Raw genomic sequence first — 19,312 nt, forward strand, 5'->3', positions numbered from 1 at the left:
CCCTGCGTGTGCTTCAGATTGTCCCCTCCATTTCCCTGGTCTATGGGGGGCCAAGCCAAATGGTGCGGGGTTTGTCGGCGGCGCTGGCTCGGGCCGGTACAGAGGTGACGGTACTCACTACCGACTCCAATGGTGATAGCGGGCAGCCGCCCCTAGCGGTACCGCTCAACACGCCGCTCACAGAGGAAGGCTATACAGTGCGCTACTTTCGCTGCGCACCCTTGCGTCGCTACAAATTTTCGGCGGGGCTGCTGAGCTGGCTAGCGCTAAACGCACACGACTACGACATTGCCCACATCCATGCCCTGTTTTCCCCCGTCAGCACCGCTGCTGCGACCGTCGCCCGCTGGTGCAGTCTGCCCTACCTGCTTAGGCCGCTGGGCACCTTAGACCGGGCCGATTTGACTAAAAAGCGACAGCTCAAGCAGATCTACGGCAGGCTGCTAGAGCAGCCCAACCTGGCCGGAGCCGCTGCGGTTCACTTTACTAGCCCATTGGAAGCCCGCGTCTCCCATCGCTTTGGGGCTGAAACGCGAGATTGGGTCATTCCGCTGGGGGTCAACCCGCCACCGGAAATAGATGAGGGTAGAGCAGAGGCCATTTGTCAGCAGTTCGGCATTCCTCAGGATCGACCCCGGCTGCTCTACCTGTCGCGGCTAGATCCCAAAAAGGGCCTTGATCTGCTGATTCCGGCCCTAGAGCAGCTAGTTCAGGAGGGCACTGCTTTCCACCTGATTCTGGCGGGGTCTAATCCGCAAGATCCGACCTACGAGGCGCAGGTGCGCGATCGCATTACCCAGTCCCCCCTAGCAGCTCATACCACTCTCACCGGCTTTATCACGGGAGAGACTAAAGCAGCCCTCCTGAAAGCCGCCGACTGCTTTGTTTTACCTTCTTACTACGAGAACTTTGGCATCGCTGTAGCAGAGGCCATGATGGCCGGATTGCCGGTCGTGATCTCGCACGGCGTCTACATTTGGGAGGGCATTGCCCAGAGCGAATCGGGCTGGGTCTGCGACTTAACGGTAAACAGCTTGACCACAGCCCTACGAGCAGCCCTTAGCAGCACAGTGTTGCGGCAGGCACGAGGGCGCAACGCCCAAGAATTTGCGATCGCAAATTATGGTTGGGATGCGATCGCACAGCAAACCCTTGCCGCTTACAAGCAGCTTCTTATGCTATGAGCCACGCCTCTGCAGTAGCGCTCTTGGCCCTGCGGCTCTCCAGCCTAGGGGGGAAATGCTCAGCAGGAGGCTGCGAATCACCAGCGATTCCTTTTACAATGATCACCCATGCAAGCATCCTGCCCCGAGTGAAATGGCTGAAGAGCAGTTCAGTTTATTCGATTCCGGCTTACCGGCCCCCACTGCCGCCACAAATCCGGTTGACTACGACCAAATTCCAGATAAAGTTACCATTCCCATTCTGCCGGGCACCTACGATAACCTAGACGCCATAGGCGAGCACTGCAACCGCTGTTACCGCTGCGATCTAGGCCAAACCCGCACCCATGCCGTCGTCAGCCGAGGCAACCCCAAGGCCGCCATCATGATTGTCGGAGAGGGGCCAGGCCAGCAAGAGGATGAGCAAGGGCTGCCCTTTGTCGGCAAATCCGGCCAGCTTTTAGAGAAAATTCTCGAAGCCGTGCGGCTAGACAGCGCTCAAGACGTTTACATCAGCAACATCGTCAAGTGTCGCCCGCCCGAAAACCGAGTACCCACCCCTGACGAAATGGCAGCCTGCAAAGGCTACCTGATGGAGCAGATCCGCATGGTCGATCCTAAGATTATTCTGCTGACAGGGGCAACTGCTGTAAAGGGCATCACCGGCAACAAGCAGGGCATCACCAAAATTCGGGGCCAGTGGATCGAGTGGGAAGGTCGCCTGTGCATGCCCATTTTCCACCCCGCCTACCTGCTGCGAAACCCCTCAAAGGAAAAGGGCTCTCCCAAGTGGCTGATGTGGCAAGACATTCAAACAGTGCGCGCCAAACTAGATGAATTGACCGCTGCCGACGCCTCAGCATAATATGCTACGCTGAAGGAATGTCTTGGGCACTTGTGCCCTGTTTCTGTTGTCTTGAATAAGGTTCAGCAGAGGAGGTGGCTCACTCTCCCTGCACACCTCTAGCGCAACCATCTGACATTTGTAGCTGACATCTTGACTAACTGTTCTTTAGGAGGAAAACACGGTTCCATATGACTCAGGTTGTTGTAGGTGAAAACGAAGGAATTGAATCCGCTCTGCGGCGCTTTAAGCGCCAGGTTTCGAAAGCAGGCGTTTTTTCTGAAGTAAAGCGCCGCCGCCACTTCGAAACGCCCCAGGAAAAGGAAAAGCGTAAAGCCGTTGCTCGTCGTAAGAAGCGCTTTCGTTAAGCCCTTATCAGTTTCCCCAGGGAATAGCCGGGTAACGTGATGCTGTCGCAAAACCGTTGATGGAGTCGTTAGATGAAGCCATTAGCCGTAGTGCCGCAAAGATAGTAAGCCGAAAGGCAAACCCCGAAGTCCCTTAAAGAAACCCCCCAAAACTAATAATCTGGTTCCTGTCAAAGCCCCCTGAAGTTCAGAGGGCTTTGTCTTTTAAAGCTTCTAAGGTAGGCGAAGGGGTAGAGAGTAGGGAGTAGCTAGGTTAACCTCATTCACCCCTCCACTCTCCCACTCCTCCACTCATCTACTCACCCAACGGCCTAACAGAAGGGTGGCGCTGGAGATATCGCAACACATCGCCAGGATCGGGCCGCACTAACAGACCGCCTTCGGGAATGTTAATGACGTGGCTCCACTCGAACTGTTCGGCATAACCGAGATGGTGAAGGCTAGCGATCGCACCTCGCGTATCAGCCTCCGAGCCGACTAGATACAGGCGCAAACGCTGCCGCCGAGACTGCACCAGAGGAATTTGAGGTGCAGCGGGCTGGGCCGCCTCCCCCAAGCTAGAGCCGTAGGGAGGCGACAAGAAATATTGAATTTGCAGCATGATCAGGGGATTCCTTGAAATTAATGGGTAGGAATCCCCGAATCCTGGTTTCCCAAGGACGTTAGCGAGTAGCAGGGCGGCTAAAATTAGCACAGCCCATGCGACAGCCATATTCTGTCGTTTGGGTCAGCTGCCGGTTTGTGTTGGTACCACTTACCGGTGGCGTCAGTTCCAGTTTTCGGGGAAAAGCAAGCTGCTCCATAGCAGCTATGAGGACTGATATTAGTCCATCCGTTCCTCAAACACAAGACACCCCTTACACAGAAAACAGAAGTTTTAACCTTCTGGTATGTCTAGCCCCTTCTTGTAGGTTAGTGTCGAGCTTGCAAGATCCAACAAACTTCTAAAACTGTTGGGTTTCACCGAGCCTTATCCCAACTTACTGCTGGACAGACTTTTCTAAATTGCAGACATATTTTAGTTAGTGTTCTGCTTGCGATGTAGGCAGCCTTAAAGAGGCTAAGGTATTATCGCATCGGGTGTTTAAAGAAAGATCGAGCAACTCAGTACCGTTATGACACTTCAGGAGTTGTTGGCTCACCGCGAGGAGGTTTTGCAGACAGCCGAGCGTCACGGAGCTTTTAACATTCGCATCTTTGGTTCTGTTGCCAGAGGAGAGGCTGGTTTACAGAGCGATGTTGACTTACTTGTAGACTACGATCGCACTCGCCGCACACCTTGGTTTCCAATGGGGCTCATCGAAGACCTAGAAGCTCTATTGGAATGCCCAGTTGATGTCGTCACTGAAAAGGGGCTGAAATCGCGCATTCGCGATCGCGTCTTACAGGAGGCCATCCCCTTGTGAGACGCGATGCAGAACGTTTGCAGGATATCTTAGATGCGATCGCTCGTATTCAAAATCGAGTGCAGCTTGATCAAATCGCTAAGGATGAATTATTGCAAGTTTGGGTGCTATACCACCTTCAAATTATTGGAGAAGCTACTCGCGCTCTATCTTCAGAGATCACCCAACGCTACTCAGAAGTCCCCTGGGCACAAGTTGTTGGCCTCCGCAACAAAGTTGTGCATGAGTACTTCGCTATAGACCTAGATATCGTCACTGACATCGTGACCGATGATTTGCCCAATCTTCAAGCTACCGCTGAGCGTATTCTCCAGGATCTTGAGAATCCCAATCCCTCATCCAGCTAGCTAGAAGCTGAGTCAACGTCATCTAGGTTGAGTTGAACGAAGTGAAAACTCAACACTGCAAAGGGTTGTTAGGTTGAGGCTCCGCGAAACGCAACCTACTAGCTGAATCTGTCAGCAAGATATTTCCATCAGCGTTAAAGCCTCAGAACTCGCCCCCAGCGCTAGTTCGCTCCTCTCCCTGCAAGCTCCACAACCAAGTTTTCTCGTCGATCTCAGAGTAAGTCACCAATCCTTGCTCATCCGGCGTGAAGATTTGGAACTCGCCCTCAAAGCTCGCTTGCTCCTCTCCCTGCAAACTCCACAGCCAAGTTCTCCTGCCGCTAGAAGAGCTAGTCACTAATCCTTGCCCATCCGGCGTGAAGCCTCGGAAATCGCCCTTAAAGCTGGCTAGCTCCTCTCCCTGCAAACTCCACAGCTGATTTCTCCCGTCGCTATAAGAGTGCGTCACCAACCCCTGCTCATCCGGCATGAAGCTTTGGAAACTGCCGTCAAAGCTGGCTAGCTCCTCTCCCTGCAAACTCCACAGCCGGCTTTTCCCGACGTTAAAAGGGGTAGTCACCAACCCCTGCCCATCCGGTGTGAAGCTGTGGAAACCGCCCTCAAAGCTGGCTAGCTCCTCTCCCTGCAAACTCCACAGCCGACTTGTCCCGGCGCTATCAGAGCTAGTCACTACCGGAGAAAAGTAAGTCACTACCCCCTGCTCATCCGGCGTGAAGCTTAGTAAATAGCCCTCAAAGCTGGCTAGCTCCTCTCCCTGCCAACTCCATAGCCGACTTTTCCTATCACTATCAGAGTAAGTCACCAACCCCTGCTTGTCCGGCGTGAGGCGTATGAAATCGCCCTCAAGGCTGGCTAGCTCCTCTCCCTGCCAACTCCATAGCCGAGCTTTCCTGTCGCTATAAGAGTAAGTCACCAACCCCTGCCCATCCGGCATAAAGCCTCGGAAATCGCCCTCAAAGCTGACTCGCTCCTCTCCTTGCAAACTCCACAGCCAAATTTTCTCGTCGCTAGAAGAGCTAGTCACTAGCCCCTGCTCATCCGGCGTGAAGCTTAGAAAAACGCCCTCAAAGCTGACTCGCTCCTCTCCCTGCAAACTCCACAGCCAAGTTTTCCTGGCCCTAGAAGAGCTAGTCACCAACCCCTGCTCATCCGGCGTGAAGCCTAGGAAATAGCCATCAAAGCTGGCTAGCTCCTCTCCCTGCAAACTCCATAGCCGACTTTTCCTATCGCTAGGAGTACCAGTCACCAGGCCCTGCTTATCCGGCGTAAAACCTAGGAACTCGCCCTCAAAGCTGGTTCGATCCTCTCTCTGCAAACTCCACAGTCGATTTCTCCCATCGCTGTCAGGGCTAGTCACCAACTCCTGCTCATCCGGCATGAAGCCTTGGAGTGAACTCCCAAAGCTGGTTTGATCCTCTCCCTGCAGACTCCACAGCCGAATCCTCCCGTCGATCTCAGAGTAAGTCACCAACCCCTGTCCATCCGGCGTGAAGCCTCGGAAAATGCCCTCAAAGCTGCCTCGATCCTCTCCCTGCCAATTCCATAGTCGACTTTTCCAATCACTATCAGAGTAAGTCGCGAACCCCTGCCCATCCGACGTGAAGCCTTGGAAATGGCCCTCAATACTGGCTTGCTCCTCTCCCCGCAAACTCCACAGCCGAATTTTCTCGTTGCCAAAGACGTCATCGTCGCCATCAGAGATAGTCACCAACCCCTGCTCATCCGGCATGAAGCCTTGGAAAACGCCATCAAAGCTGGCTAGCTCCTCTCCCTGCAAACTCCACAGCCGACTTTTCCCGTCGCTAGAAGAGTAAGTCGCCAACCTCTGCCCATCTGGTGTGAAGCCTCGGAAACCGCCCTCGATGCTGGCTAGCTCTTCTCCCTGCAAACTCCACAGCCGGCTTTTTCTGTCGCTAAAGGAGTAAGTCACCAACCCCTGCCCATCCGGCGTGAAGCCTAGAAAATAGCCCTCAAAGCTCGCTTGCTCCTCTCCCCGCCAACTCGACAGCCGACTTTTCCCGTCGCTATCAGAGTAAATCACCAACCCCTGTTCATCTGGTGTGAGGCCTAGGATCTCGCCCTCAATGCTGGCTAGCTCCTCTCCCTGCAAACTCCACAGCCAAATTTTTCCGTCGCCAAGAACGTCATCGTCGCCATAAGAGATAGTCAACACCCCTTGCTCATCCGGCGTGAAGCCTTGGAAAACACCTTCAAAACTGGCTAGCTCCTCTCCCTGCAAACTCCACAGCCAAATTTTCTCGTCGTCATAAGACCTAGTCACCAACCCCTGTTCATCGGGCGTGAAGACTATGAAACTCCCCTCAAAGCTAGCTAGCTGCTCTCCCCGCCAACTCCACAGCAGACTTTTATCGTCGCCGACAATATATTCGTCGCCATAAGAGAGCGTCACCAACCCCTGCCCATCCGGTGTGAAGCCTCGGAAACCGCCTTCAAAACTGGCTAGCTCCTCTCCCTGCAAATTCCACAGCCAACTTTTGTAATTAGAGCTAGTCACCAATCCCTGCCCATCCGGCGTGAAGTCTAGAGACTCGCCCTTAAAGCTAGCTCGCTCCTCTCTTTGGGAACTCCACAGCCGATTTCTCCCGTCGCTATCAGAGTCAGTCACTACTCCCTGTCCATCCGGCGTGAAGCCAGTGGCTTGTGCTGCGACTGCCTGATTCGCTGTGGATATCCCCCATCCCCCGGTAATCAAAGCCAAACCAATTGCCAACGCAGCTCTAGCCGCACTTAGCGTCAACCGCTTCGCCGCCTTTGTATTTGCCGCTGCTAAAGTCTGGTTTGCTTCCTGCTGCATCGCCAAGCCAATCGCCTCGAAACAGCGAAAGTCACTATTAGGCCGCTCAACGTAGAAGAGTGAAGCCCGATCAACTTGGCCACCGGAAAGTTCTGGTTCGGCTACAGGCAGGGGCGGCTTTTCAACCGTTTCTACCGCTGGTGCCACAGACATATCTGGGTCTAGACTGCAATAGCTAATAAATACACGGGTGCCAGATGGGTGAAGAGAGCCAGGAAGCATGGGACACCGTTGATACTTTTCTGGCTATTATGGCAGGCTACTTTCTTTGAATCGAGAAATCAACCAACTTATTAAGCTACCGGAGTGATGCCTAAGGCCAGTAGCGGGGTAGGATGGGCAAAGCAAAGCGTGCCCATCAGCCAAAAAGCTTAACCCTCAAACCATTAGACCTCAGCCGCTATCTCCTCAGGGGTCGGCGTCACGTTTTGAGCCGTATTTACCAAAGTGAGCAGAGGGCCAGTCTGCTCCTGACCGCTGACTGCCAGATCGCTGTGGCAGAGATAGACTCGCTCCGTCACTCGCCCCAGCAGATCGCGCAAAATGCGCTCTAGCCGCTCGCCATGCCAGCGCTCTATATCGATAGAAGTCCAGGGACGCCCAGACCAACTGCTGAGAAATAGGGGGAAGCCAAACAGCTCGTCGGTGCCGGTAAGCCAGCGAGGCGAACCCGCATCAAGCCAGAAGTGCCAGCGGTGGCAGAGGCGCTGTAGCCGGTATTGGAAGACTGTAGAGATAGTGACGCCCTGCCGATCAGGATCAAAGGGTTTGACCGGAAAGGGATTGGCAGCGACAGTGCCTTGGTGCAGGAGTTGAATGAAACGGCTGATAGCGCTGGGCAAATCGAGCTGGGGCTGGCCCGAGGCGCGCTGCACCCGCTGCAAACGGTCTTCGACTTCCCAGTAGTGCTGGGCCGTTTCCATAAATTCTCGCAGAGCGGCGAGCTGATCGTAGGGCAGATTGCTGCCGCCGCCGAGAAACTGCTGGATGGCTCGATCTAGCAGCCCCACGACGCCAGGAATGAGCCGCTGCTGGCGCTGCTCTTGCTGGCGGGTGATCCACTGCAGCAGGGTTTCGTAGGCGCTGGTGGCGCGGTGCCCTAGCCGATCCCAGCGGGGAAATCGCTCAACCGGGAGGAGTTCGGGGTTTTCGACGTCGGGCCGGTAGCAGTGGTCGGCAATCAGTTCGGCCCGCACGGGGTCAATCTGCACCCGGTCATACCAGGGCAACTCTTCGGGGGGCTGGGGATTTTGGCTGAGCACCACCAGCATTTCTGCGATCGCATCTCTATCCACCAGTCGGCCCAATCCCGGATACACCAGCGTTAGCAGCGTCAGCAGCGCCCGGATCAAAGGAGAGCTAATCAGGGGCCGCTGGTCGTTCAAAGACTCAACCGGAATGCCTCGGGTAGTCAGAATTTCGGCTAGGGTGTAACGTGCGATCGCATCCAAACCCGGTGCAATAATCGCCACCTCAGCAGGCTTGACCTGCCCCTGCTCAATCGCCTCCGCCACCCGTTCTGCCGTCAGCCGCAGAATTTCGCCTCGCGAGGTCGCCTGCAGCGCCTGTATCTCCTCCGGCACCTCAGGAACCGCCAGCGGATCTTGCACACTTGTCAGAATTGAGTCGGCCCAAGTATAAGCCAGAGAATCCGGCGCAGGTAGGGCCTGAGTCACGAGTTCACAGCGGTCCTGCAGCGCCCGCAGCGCGTCGGGATCGGCCCCTACACCCAGGCGCACTCTGCCGTAGTCATTCCAGGTAAAGGCGCAGGGTCGATCTTGGTCTAAAAACAGTTCAAACCACAGCCGAGAAACACCGGGGTATTCATCGACATCGTCTCCCAGCAGGGCGCAATAGCGCTGCAGCAGCTTTTCCTGATACAGCGGGTGAGGCAGCAAATGCCGCCAATACAGCTCAGTCATGATGCCGTAGGTGACCACCCCTCGCGTCAGGCACCAGTCCCGCCAGTCTAGAATGGCCTGCCCGATGGCTTCCCACACCTCCACCGGGGCAAAACCGGGGGGAATGCCCTGCTTCAGCAGCGCCAGCAAGTCCTCAGCCGGAATGCCGTCGGAGGCGGCCAGCTGCAAAAAGTCTAAAGATCGCCGCACAGTCTGAGCGGGCTGCCAGCCCTGTACTTGAAGAACGCCCTCTGCCAGCTGAGGCTGCCACAGGCGAGCGGCCAGTTCCTGCTCGTTTTCAGGCCGCAGCTTTAGCGGAAACTGGGCACTTAGCCCTAGGCTTTGCACCAGCAAAGGCCAAAACAGGGTAATCTCATCCTGCACAAATCCGGCTGGGGTGGTCGTCACCACCGGATGGCGGGCCTGGGTAACAGTGGCAATGCGCTCAGCTAAACGGATGCGGTTGTCGCCGTTGGCTGCAAAAACCAGCAGAGAAGCCCCTTGGCCAAGGGCATCGGCCTGAGGGGCAGCGAAAGAATCAAGCTGGTCGATGAGCCAGGCTGTTTTGCCACTGCGGGTCTGTCCGGTGAGCCAGAGGGCAGTCATGGGGAAGTCTCAGGAAAGTCTCAAGGGGATTTGAGTAAAAAGCACAGGTTGAAAGCAGAAAGAGCGCAACTACCGCTGCGCTCTCTGCCCAAAAGCCGGATTTTATCTGAAGATCGAAAGGTTGATTTAGGAAACGGCGAAAGCCACAGCCATTAGACCACCGACCAACACGAGCGCAGTTACGCCCAAAATCATGTAGTTGCGCTTTTGAGTTTCCGAAGGCGGTGCAGCCTCGTACATCTTGGGTTCAACCGCGAAGTTGTTAAGGCGTCCGCCCTCTTCAGTGGTATAAGGCATAGCTCTCGCTCCTTATAATGTCAATTGGTTTAGATTAGCAAAGATTTGTAGCAGACCTCAAAGCCCCATAAATAACCTTTAGATTTGGTTCACCTTTGAGGATCGCCCAAATAGCGCCTGTCTAAGCCAGCAGGCCGAGTACTGAGGCAGAAAAACAGCCTCAGTAAAACCTAAAAAATCAGCCTTTTAGCGCAGCTTCAATCGCGTTGACCAGTTCAGGGCTATCGGGGGAAACCGCACTTTTAAAGCGGGCGATGGCATTGCCGGAGCGATCAATCAAAAATTTCTCAAAGTTCCAGGCCACCTCACCTTGGGGATCAACGCCCTGGGTCAGTCTGGCGTAGAGAGGGTGCTGCTCTGGCCCTTTGGCGTGCACTTTGTCCAGCAGATCAAAGGTGACCCCATAGTTGGTCGAGCAAAATTCTTCGATTTTTTCCAGGTTGTCGGGTTCTTGCGCCCCGAAATCGTTGCAGGGAAAGGCCAAAATTCGCAGTCCGGCATCGCGGTACTTCTCGTTTAGAGCCTCTAGCCCCTTGTACTGAGGGGTATAGCCACAGTAAGAAGCCACGTTTACAATCAGCAGAACGTTGCCCAGATAGTCTTTCAGAGGCTTTTCTTCGCCCCAAGCGGTCGTGACAGCAATGTCAACAACAGAGGTGGTCATAAAATTTCTTACCTATTCAACAGCAAGCTTTGGGCCAGGAATGCGATGACCCAACAGGGCCAGTCTTTGACTATCGCACCTTAAAGAATTATCGGGTAACAGGGGCCGGGCGAGATGTCAGCGGCAATTCAGTGCGGCTCCCTACCAGCAGCTGTAAAACCTGGGTCTTAAGACCCCGCTGGTCTAGCTCTGCCTGCATTGCGGTGGCGCTGCCAATGACTTTCAGCAAAGACAGCAGCAGGCCCTGATACTGCACCTCCCCCGCATCGGCAGTCGGCAAAATAATCTGTGGCTGTAGCCACTCTGCCAGATCCAGCGCCGATTTTTGGCCGCGAATCACCGGCCCAATCAGCGGCAGAGCTAGGTCCAACACAGGCGTAATCACCACGTCTACGGGGGCTTCTGCCTGCAGAGCGGGCTGGTTGTAGCCGTGGGGTTCGTAGAAAAGGGAATGGCCGGAGATGCGATCGCGCAGCACATAGCCATTTTCCAGCACCGTTGGCCCCATCGGAGAGCCAGGAACTGCTTTGATCTCCACCAAATCTTTCAGAACAAAAGTTTCCCCAGGGGCTAGCGCTGTGACCTCGGTGTAGCCCAGCGCCCGAGCAACCTTGGCCGCACTGGCTGAGCCCACGACAGGAATGGACTTGTCTAGACTCTTTAGTGTTGGCGGATGAGCATGATCCTCTAGTCCCTGGCTGAGCAAAATCAGATCAACCGGGCCGATGTCAGGCAAGGGGCGTGGCCGCTCGCCCTTAAACAGCCATTCCTGATTGCCAAAAACCAAGGGGCCAACCAGCCACGGATCAACTAGCAAACGCTGTCCTGCCATCTCCAGCAGCCAGGAATTGGTATCTAACCAGGTCGCAAACATCATTTGCCCATGCCTCAGTGGTGATTGACTAAAGGGACTGGCTAAGGGGAGTGACTAACCAGGTGTGTTTCCCCATTGTAGTTTTTGATGTAGATCTATTAAGCGCTGCTTCGGGCTTTGTCAAAGTCGACGACCTCTAGAAAAACGGGCGATTTTCCTCGATCAAACGAGGCCCAAAACTGCAGTAATTTTTACAAAATTGCCTATATTCCGTGATCCCCGTATAATTCTTGAGGCCTAAAGCCTTAAGAGAACATAGAGCTACTTTGCGGTTGAATGACAATTCTCTCTCTGCTGACTCGCCTTCCCAAAAGTTACACGGTGCTGATTGCAGGCACGGGCAAAGCCCCGATCACCCTGGCTATCAAACCCGTTCCCGTGCTCGCTGCAGCCCTGATTGTGGCCGGCATTCCTGCTGGCGTGATTAGCTATCTGACCCACCACAGCACTCGCCTGGCTCAGGAAAATCAGGAATTGACCGACACTGCTAACGCCGTGCTAACTGAGCTCAATACCCTCGACAGCGAGATTGAAACCCTCAAGGAAAGGGCCGGGCTCTCCGAAACCGAGTCAAGAAACGAGTCGAGCAGGCCCAGATCAGAAGTGAGGGAAGACCCCCAAGATCGCATCCGTCGCACCAACCTAGATGGCGTAGTCGAGCAAGAACCAGAACTCGACGAAATCAGCACTCCCAACGCATCACGGGGGGGACCGGCGCTGCCCGCCAAAGCGGCTTCTCTCTTCGGAGTCGCCCAGCAAAAAATGCCCACTCTGGCCCTGACCCTAGAAGCTGATATCAAGCCTGCCCTAGAAGAAACTTTGGCTAAGGAAGCTGACCGGGAGGCGGCTTTTCCCAGTGGTTGGCCCCTCCAAGGCAAAGCTGAGATAACTTCGGAATTTGGTCTGCGCCGCAACCCCTTTGGCGGTAGCCGCTATGAAGTGCATCAAGGGCTTGACTTTAGAGGGCCAATTGGCAGACCGATCTATGCCACTGCTGAGGGGCGAGTCAGCGTAGCGAGTGCAGGCAACGGCTACGGCAAGCACATCGTGATTGACCACGACTACGGCTATGAAACGATCTATGCCCACCTGTCAGACTTTAATGTGGAAGCTGGAGACAAGGTCAGACGAGGTGACCTGATTGGCTTTCTGGGCAACACAGGTCGTTCCTCAGGCCCCCATTTGCACTACGGCGTTTATCACAACGGTCAGCCAGTCAACCCTCGCTATTACTTGAAGATTGAGGATTCGCAGTTGTAGGATCGAAAGATTACACTGTAGCGATCCGCATCATGGGAAACTCCTTTGGCCATCTGTTCCGCATCACTACCTTTGGTGAGTCCCACGGGGGCGGGGTAGGGGTCGTCATTGATGGCTGCCCTCCCCAGGTAGAAATCTCGGTTGAGGAGATTCAGGCCGAGCTAGATCGCCGTCGCCCAGGCCAAAGCAAGATCACAACTCCGCGCAAAGAGTCAGACCGCTGCGAAATTCTCTCGGGCGTTTTTGAGGGTAAGACGCTGGGTACGCCCATCTCAATCTTGGTGCGTAATCAAGACACTCGGCCCCAGGACTACAGTGAGATGGCCACCACCTACCGCCCATCTCATGCTGATGCCACCTATGACGCTAAGTACGGCATTCGCAACTACCAAGGCGGCGGGCGATCTTCAGCGCGGGAAACGATTGGTCGGGTGGCGGCAGGTGCGATCGCAAAAAAAATTCTCCATCAGTACTCTGGCTTAGAAATCATCGGCTACGTCAAGCGCATTCAAGATCTCGAAGGCACTGTTGACCCCGAAACCGTCACCCTAGCCCAAGTCGAAAGCAACATCGTGCGCTGCCCCGATGCCGAAGCCGCCGAGCGCATGATCGACCGCATTGAGCAAATCCGCGACCAAGGCGACTCCATTGGCGGCGTGGTCGAATGCGTTGCTCGCAACGTTCCCCGAGGGCTGGGCGATCCGGTCTTTGACAAGCTAGAGGCCGACCTGGCCAAGGGCATGATGTCGCTACCGGCCAGCAAAGGCTTTGAGCTGGGCTCCGGCTTTGCCGGGACTTTGCTCTCTGGCAGTGAGCACAACGACGAGTTTTACACCGACGCAGCAGGCCAGGTTCGAACCCGCACCAACCGCTCTGGCGGCACCCAGGGCGGCATCTCCAACGGTGAGAACATCATCATTCGCGTGGCCTTTAAACCCACAGCCACCATTCGCAAAGCTCAAAACACCGTGACCAACACAGGGGAAGAAACCGTGTTGTCGGCCAAGGGCCGCCACGATCCCTGTGTGCTGCCTCGGGCGGTGCCGATGGTAGAGGCAATGGTAGCGCTCGTGCTGTGCGATCACCTGCTGCGGCACCACGGTCAGTGTGAGCTGCTTTAAAGATTCCTTGGGGCAAAGTTGCGATCGCTCAAAGTCAGCCGCAACTGTGAGAGCCTACTGAAAGCCGTCTCGCTCTCTAGCCTATGAAGCTCACCTCCCTCGACACCGTGCCAGAAGAAGCCGTTTCTCACAACCCAGCGATCAAAAAGCGCGTGATGCTGCGGCTGGGCGACCTGCCCCACTTGACCAACTTCTCCCAGGCCCGCTTTGCGCCCGGTCAGATTGCCAACGGCCACGCCCATACCGACATGGCCGAAGTCTTTTTTGTCGAGGCAGGTCAGGGCACCATCACCATTGAGGGCAAAGCCTACCCGCTCACCCCCGGCACCTGCGTGGCCGTCGAACCCAACGAAACCCATGAAGTCGTCAATGATGGCGAGGTTGAACTGGTGCTCACCTATTTCGGCCTGCGGGCTCAGGCGGCTCACTGATATTGCTTTGCTCATAGGTTAATCTGACGAAATCCATCACGTTGCCTACAGGATTTCTATGCAGCCCCTGATCTCTACCCTGCCGCTTATGCAGATGGCGTCGGGAGACGAACTCTCGCTCCAGCTCTACCGCTTTGTGGGCGAGTCGCCGGGGAAAAAGGTCTATCTGCAGTCCAACCTGCACGGAGCAGAGCTGGCTGGAAATGCGGTCATTCACCAATTAATCAACTGGCTAAGCAGCCTAGAGCCAGCCCAACTCCAGGGCGAGATTTGGCTGGTGCCGGTCTGCAATCCGCTAGGGGTCAATACCCGCAGCCACAGCTTTTCGTCGGGCCGCTACAACCCCTACGATGGGCACGACTGGAACCGCATTTTTTGGGATTACGGATCAGAGGCTGAGGCTGAAGCCGACATTGCAGCTTTTGCCCAAAGTCACTTAGAGTCAGACCCGGAGACTATTTTGCAGGCTTATCGGCAGCAGATTTTAGCTGCGTTTCAGGCAAAATCTGCAGATCTAGCGGCTCCCCCTAGCGTTCCGGTACACGTTCTCTACAGCACCCGGCTGCAGGCTCTAGCAATTGATGCCGACTACCTAATCGATCTGCACACCTCTAGCAATCGCGGCTTGACCTACCTGTACTACTTTGCCGAGCGGGCTGCGGCTGCCCGCCTGTTTGGCCTACAGTTTGCGGCCCTGCTCGATGATTACGATGGCGATGCCTTTGATGAAACCTTTATCAAGCCCTGGCTAGCTCTAGAGAGCGCATTCAAAACCCTAGGTCGTCACCTCCGCTTTGAGATCGAAGCCTACACCCTAGAACTGGGTACAAGCATGGACATTAACCCAGTGGCTGTAGAGCGGGGACTGCAGAGCATTCAGCACTACCTGGGCGAGAAAGGGGTGATTACCGGCGTGCCTCTGTCGCGGGTGGAAACCCGAGAGCTGGTGATGACCCGCACCAGCCAGTTCACAAAGTACTTTGCGCCTGTGGGCGGCTTTTTGCAGTCACGGGTCGAGCCGGGCACCTGGGTTAGGGCAGGAACTGTGCTCTACTCGCTCTTGTGCTTCAACAAGTCAAGCCAGTTGCCCAGCACCAAACCGATTCGAGCAGAGCACGCGGGTCTGGTGTATGACGTGTCGATTAACCAGGCATTTAACCAGGGGGAGTATGTACTGGCCGTGCTGCAACCCGATGACTAGTTCCCCTGCAAGAATCCTGACAGGTTCAGGTTGCTTAGTGGTTAAAGCAATGCTGGCGCGAAGGGCCCAAACTCGCTTCTTTTAAGAAATTTTAGCGATCCCTGGACCATTGATCTTCAGAAAACTTAATTGCCAGCCTCAGCCAGAGAGATGCGTTTCGACTCAGGATGCAATAGCATTAAATTAGAGAAGAAACGGTAGCAAAGGCTACGGTTTTATCCCCCCACCCAGAGGAGCCGAAGTATGCGACGGGAAGCGTCTAAATCCAACCGGCAGCAAGTTATTGAAGAACTGCGCCATCAGCTAAGGTATGCCAGCACCCACGAGCGGGAAGGCATTCGCCGAGAACTGAATTTTTGGCTCAATAACCGTTAATACTAGGGCTGCTCAACCCTAACTAAAGTTTTAAGGCTGACTCCATCGAGGGAAAATTCAAACCGGCGGTTGCCGGTTTTTTATTGACTGTTCTCTGCTTCTTCACGGTTGCGGGGTATGGTTACTTCAAGGTTGTCGGGGAGCCCCCCTCTCTCTGATTAACCTACCGCACTGATCCCCCACAGGCGGCATGCCTTGCGTCTTTTCACGAACAATTGCCTTGCGTCTTTTCATTCCACCTAATACCGGTTCTCCCTACTATCACTATCACTGCTACTCTGAGTGCAGCCCCCTGCACCCCCAGTAGAGATAGTCTGTAGCCCGACTATAGGGGATTGGTATCAGGACAGCGCTTTAGCAGAATTTCTGCTTCTCCAGACACACAAGGAGCCCCCTCGTGGCTTTCGTTAGACTCTTTTTTGTTGCTCTAGCAGCAGTTTTGCTAGGGCTGGGATTGACAGCCTCTCCCCTGCTGTCTGACCTCCCTCAAGCTGCCAGCAGCCGATCAGCACTGGCAGCTTCTCCATCTGCTCCTACCCCCCTATTTAGCGATCTAGGAGATTTTCACTACCCCATTTCAACCCGCTCTGATCTGGCCCAGCAGTACTTTGACCAGGGTTGGGTGCTGGCCTACGGCTTTAACCATGCAGAGGCAGTCCGGTCTTTTCAGGCAGCGATTGAAGCCGATCCCGACTGTGCCCTGTGCTATTTTGGGCTGGCCTACGTATTAGGCCCAAATATCAATGCGCCTATGGAGATCGAGGCCGCCGAAACGGCCTGGGAAACGATGCAGCATGCGATCGCACTTTCCCCCGCCGCCTCAGCCAAAGAACGCGCCCTGATCAACGCTCTCGCTACTCGCTACACAGCTGCTCCCACAGCTAATCGGGCCTCATTAGATCGGGCTTATGCCGCCGCCCTCAAGACAGTTCATCAGCAATATCCAGAAGATCTGGAAATCGCCACTCTGTATGCCGAAGCGCTGATGGACACTATGCCCTGGGACTACTGGGACGAGGCGGGCAACCCCAAACCCACAACGCGCGAAATCTTGAAAACCCTGGAGGCGGTGCTAGAGCAGAACCCGGATCAGATCGGGGCCTTGCACCTCTATATTCATGCTGTGGAAAAAGAGCGGCCCGAACTAGCCGAAGCAGCGGCTGATCGACTGGGGGCACTGGTGCCCGGATCAGGTCATCTAGTGCATATGCCCTCTCATATCTACATTCGCGTGGGCCGCTACCACGATGCGGTGGTGGCTAACCAGGATGCGATCGCAGCCGATGCAGCCTATCTCAAGATCAGCCCTACTCCCAGTCTTTACACTGTCGCCTACATGCCCCACAACCACCACTTCGCTTGGTTTGGGGCGATGATGACTGGGCAGCGAGCAGTTGCAATGGCTGCCGCCGAGCAGACCGCACGGGTAGAAGGCGAGCTGTGGCACGCTCCCGAATTGGCCGGTTCGCTCCAGCACTATTATTCGGTGCCTCTCTACACGCAGGTGCGATTTAGCCAGTGGAACGAAATTCTTAAGACACCCGCGCCTGCTGCCGAGTTGAAATATCCGGTCGGCGTCTGGCACTATGCTCAGGGCATGGCGCTGGCAGCAACGGATCGGCCTAGGGCAGCAGCGGATCATTTGCGATCGCTCCAGGCCCTAATCGCCGATCCTGAGATTGGGGAAATGCGAATTTGGGGCTTCAACTCCACCCGTCAGGCATTGAGCATTGCTGAGGCTGTGCTGGCCGGCGAAATTGCAGCGGCCCAGGGAAACTACGACCGCGCTGTGACCTACCTGCAGTCTGCCGTGGCCCAGGAGGACGAATTGACCTACACCGAACCCCCTGACTGGTATGCCCCCACCCGCAACCTGCTGGGTCAGGTGCTGCTGGCAGCCGGGCGCTATGCCGACGCCGAATCGGCCTTCCAGGCAGATTTAGAAAACTATCCTCAAAACGGCTGGTCTCTGCAGGGTCTGGCCCAAAGCCTGCGAGCCCAAAACAAGCTATCAGAGGCTGATTCTGTACAGGCCCAGTTTGAAGCGGCCTGGCAATATGCCGACATCACTCTGCCAATATCCGGTTAACTCTTAGCTCCTGGCCAAACTATGTTGACAATCACCACAACCTATCGTCCCGCCCGTGTCGAGGACTGCTTCACCATTGCCCGTCTGTTTCAAATTGCTGCCGATGGCGTAGTCGACTATCTCTGGTCCACCCTCCAGGCCGACTATCCGGGTCTTACTCCTTTAGAAATTGGGGCTCAGCGCTTTGCCAATCCTGACAGCAACTGCAGTTACCGCAACTGTGTCATGGCCGAGCGGGAGGCTGAAATTGTGGGCATGATGATGACCTTTGCGATCGCAGAGCCAGACGAAGCCCCCCAAGCACTCTCGACTGAGACCGACAGCGAAATCCCAGACGTCATGGCTCCCTATGCCCTGGAAAAAGCAGGTACCTGGTACATCTGCGCCCTCGCCGTTTTTCCTGAGTTTCGCGGTCAGGGCATTGGCTCTGGCCTTCTGGCGCTGGCCCACCGGCAGGCCAGAGAGCAGGGCTTTGAGGAACTCAGCCTACTCTGCTTTGAGCAAAACATGGGCGCGAAGCAGCTGTACGAGCGCTGCGGATTCAAAACCATCGACCGTACCCCGGTGGTGCCCCACCCGCTAATTCACCATACTGGAGATCTGCTGCTGATGACCGTGGAGGCTTGAGTTGGCTGGCGAAACCGATTTGTCTAGGCTGTTACAGTCTATGCAGCCTGAACTGAGCACAGGAGAATTTGTCTTTTGCACAGTTCTCCCCGCTCAGGTGGAGAGGCTGGCTGGACAGGCCATCAGCCTCTTCCGCGAAGCAGAGGGAGTAAGTCTAGTACTGCCCAGGCATGAAGCTGAGCAGCAGGAAATTTCTTACCAGTATCCCTGTCGTCTAATCACATTGCAGATTCACTCTAGTCTTGCAGCAGTCGGCTTCCTGGCCGCTGTCACCGAAGCCTTGGCAGGCTGGGGCATTAGCGTCAACCCAGTTTCTGCCTACTACCACGACCACCTGTTTGTTCCTACAGACCAGGCTGAGCAGGCGATGGACTGTCTGGCTCAGCTGGTTCTAGCCCACCGCTACAGCTTCCAGACCATGACGACCGCTGACAGAGAGATCGTCTGGCAAATGCTGATGCACGCTGCCCATGAAAGTTCTCTAGAGGCGGTCAAAGACCAGCCCGCGCTAGCCCGTTATGCCGCTGGCTGGGGCCGCGCCGGGGATATGGGGATCGTGGCGTTGCTGCAGGATCAGCCTATAGGAGCGGCCTGGCTGCGGCTGTGGCAGGGGCATAACCGAGGATTTGGCTTTGTGGCAGAGGACGTGCCAGAACTTGCGATCGCAGTGCTGCCTGACTACCAGAGTCAGGGTGTTGGCACTCAGCTCCTGAGCCGCCTGCTCCACAGCGCCCGAGGATGGTACGGCGCTGTGTCCCTCAGCACCCGAGCCGACAATCCTGCAGTCAAGCTCTACGAGCGCATGGGGTTTGTGAAGGTACCCGATAGCGAAGTCATCAACCGCACAGGTGGAGTTTCCTTCACTATGATCTGTGAGTTGGAGGGTCTGTAAGCTAGAGCCGTTGTCCTCAAAACCAATCTCC

19 protein-coding genes are annotated in these 19,312 nt (G+C 55.5%); 13 read left to right on the forward strand and 6 right to left on the reverse strand.

The window, feature by feature from the left end; all coding sequences use genetic code 11:
* The first annotated feature begins 2 nt into the window (after positions 1 to 2).
* From hpsP to rpsU, 3 genes are all read left to right on the forward strand, one after another.
* Positions 3 to 1,184: a hormogonium polysaccharide biosynthesis glycosyltransferase HpsP gene (gene hpsP, locus H6G13_RS18305; protein WP_347277504.1), complete on the forward strand. Its 1,182-nt coding sequence runs from the start codon at positions 3 to 5 to the stop codon at positions 1,182 to 1,184.
* A gap of 133 nt (positions 1,185 to 1,317) precedes the next feature.
* Entirely contained in the window at positions 1,318 to 2,028 is a 711-nt protein-coding gene (locus H6G13_RS18310; protein ID WP_190485434.1) for a uracil-DNA glycosylase, read from the forward strand.
* 170 nt (positions 2,029 to 2,198) lie between these two features.
* Entirely contained in the window at positions 2,199 to 2,375 is a 177-nt protein-coding gene (gene rpsU, locus H6G13_RS18315; RefSeq protein WP_190485436.1) for a 30S ribosomal protein S21, read from the forward strand.
* Between the two features lie 295 nt (positions 2,376 to 2,670).
* On the opposite strand, the gene H6G13_RS18320 is transcribed toward rpsU, so the two are convergent.
* Entirely contained in the window at positions 2,671 to 2,976 is a 306-nt protein-coding gene (locus H6G13_RS18320; RefSeq protein ID WP_190485438.1) for a hypothetical protein, read from the reverse strand.
* Between the two features lie 514 nt (positions 2,977 to 3,490).
* Between H6G13_RS18320 and H6G13_RS18325 the strand changes: the two genes are divergently transcribed.
* Together H6G13_RS18325 and H6G13_RS18330 are read left to right on the forward strand one after the other, a co-directional pair.
* Positions 3,491 to 3,781, forward strand: coding sequence for a nucleotidyltransferase family protein (locus H6G13_RS18325; protein WP_190485440.1), 291 nt, complete (start codon positions 3,491 to 3,493; stop codon positions 3,779 to 3,781).
* Entirely contained in the window at positions 3,778 to 4,128 is a 351-nt protein-coding gene (locus H6G13_RS18330) for a HepT-like ribonuclease domain-containing protein (RefSeq protein WP_190485441.1), read from the forward strand. The genes H6G13_RS18325 and H6G13_RS18330 overlap by 4 nt, the downstream gene beginning before the upstream one ends.
* Positions 4,129 to 4,270: 142 nt before the next feature.
* Here the strand turns inward: H6G13_RS18330 and H6G13_RS18335 are convergent, their stop codons facing one another.
* From H6G13_RS18335 to H6G13_RS18355, 5 genes are all read right to left on the reverse strand, one after another.
* On the reverse strand, positions 4,271 to 7,096 hold the full coding sequence (locus H6G13_RS18335) for a WD40 repeat domain-containing protein (protein WP_190485443.1): 2,826 nt from the start codon (positions 7,094 to 7,096) through the stop codon (positions 4,271 to 4,273).
* A gap of 233 nt (positions 7,097 to 7,329) precedes the next feature.
* Complete coding sequence (locus tag H6G13_RS18340) at positions 7,330 to 9,450, reverse strand: hypothetical protein (RefSeq protein WP_190485446.1); 2,121 nt, start codon at positions 9,448 to 9,450, stop codon at positions 7,330 to 7,332.
* A 126-nt stretch (positions 9,451 to 9,576) separates the two neighbouring features.
* Positions 9,577 to 9,747: a ssl1498 family light-harvesting-like protein gene (locus H6G13_RS18345; protein ID WP_190485449.1), complete on the reverse strand. Its 171-nt coding sequence runs from the start codon at positions 9,745 to 9,747 to the stop codon at positions 9,577 to 9,579.
* 178 nt (positions 9,748 to 9,925) lie between these two features.
* On the reverse strand, positions 9,926 to 10,411 hold the full coding sequence (locus tag H6G13_RS18350; protein WP_190485451.1) for a glutathione peroxidase: 486 nt from the start codon (positions 10,409 to 10,411) through the stop codon (positions 9,926 to 9,928).
* A gap of 88 nt (positions 10,412 to 10,499) precedes the next feature.
* Positions 10,500 to 11,285 (reverse strand): MBL fold metallo-hydrolase, encoded by a 786-nt coding sequence (locus H6G13_RS18355; protein ID WP_190485547.1) that lies wholly within the window; start codon positions 11,283 to 11,285, stop codon positions 10,500 to 10,502.
* A 276-nt stretch (positions 11,286 to 11,561) separates the two neighbouring features.
* Here H6G13_RS18355 and H6G13_RS18360 point away from each other — a divergent pair, with 276 nt between their 5' ends.
* The 8 genes from H6G13_RS18360 to H6G13_RS28795 all read left to right on the forward strand — a co-directional run bounded on the left by H6G13_RS18360 (position 11,562) and on the right by H6G13_RS28795 (position 19,281).
* Positions 11,562 to 12,545, forward strand: coding sequence for a M23 family metallopeptidase (locus H6G13_RS18360; RefSeq protein ID WP_242028411.1), 984 nt, complete (start codon positions 11,562 to 11,564; stop codon positions 12,543 to 12,545).
* 32 nt (positions 12,546 to 12,577) lie between these two features.
* Positions 12,578 to 13,666 (forward strand): chorismate synthase, encoded by a 1,089-nt coding sequence (gene aroC / locus H6G13_RS18365; protein WP_190485453.1) that lies wholly within the window; start codon positions 12,578 to 12,580, stop codon positions 13,664 to 13,666.
* Between the two features lie 83 nt (positions 13,667 to 13,749).
* Complete coding sequence (locus tag H6G13_RS18370) at positions 13,750 to 14,097, forward strand: cupin domain-containing protein (protein WP_190485455.1); 348 nt, start codon at positions 13,750 to 13,752, stop codon at positions 14,095 to 14,097.
* 58 nt (positions 14,098 to 14,155) lie between these two features.
* A complete protein-coding gene (locus tag H6G13_RS18375) occupies positions 14,156 to 15,298 on the forward strand; it encodes a succinylglutamate desuccinylase/aspartoacylase family protein (protein ID WP_190485457.1) in 1,143 nt (380 codons plus the stop codon).
* Between the two features lie 243 nt (positions 15,299 to 15,541).
* Positions 15,542 to 15,673, forward strand: a complete 132-nt coding sequence (locus H6G13_RS29215; protein WP_277882532.1) for a hypothetical protein — start codon at positions 15,542 to 15,544, stop codon at positions 15,671 to 15,673.
* Between the two features lie 397 nt (positions 15,674 to 16,070).
* Positions 16,071 to 17,762 (forward strand): tetratricopeptide repeat protein, encoded by a 1,692-nt coding sequence (locus tag H6G13_RS18380; protein ID WP_190485459.1) that lies wholly within the window; start codon positions 16,071 to 16,073, stop codon positions 17,760 to 17,762.
* A gap of 21 nt (positions 17,763 to 17,783) precedes the next feature.
* Positions 17,784 to 18,389, forward strand: coding sequence for a GNAT family N-acetyltransferase (locus tag H6G13_RS18385; RefSeq protein WP_190485461.1), 606 nt, complete (start codon positions 17,784 to 17,786; stop codon positions 18,387 to 18,389).
* A gap of 1 nt (position 18,390) precedes the next feature.
* The gene (locus H6G13_RS28795) at positions 18,391 to 19,281 is read left to right on the forward strand and encodes an ACT domain-containing protein (RefSeq protein WP_277882533.1); all 891 of its coding nucleotides are present in this window, start codon (positions 18,391 to 18,393) and stop codon (positions 19,279 to 19,281) included.
* Positions 19,282 to 19,312 lie beyond the last annotated feature (31 nt).

This window comes from Pseudanabaena sp. FACHB-2040, assembly GCF_014696715.1.
Classification (GTDB): Bacteria; Cyanobacteriota; Cyanobacteriia; order Phormidesmidales; family Phormidesmidaceae; genus JACVSF01.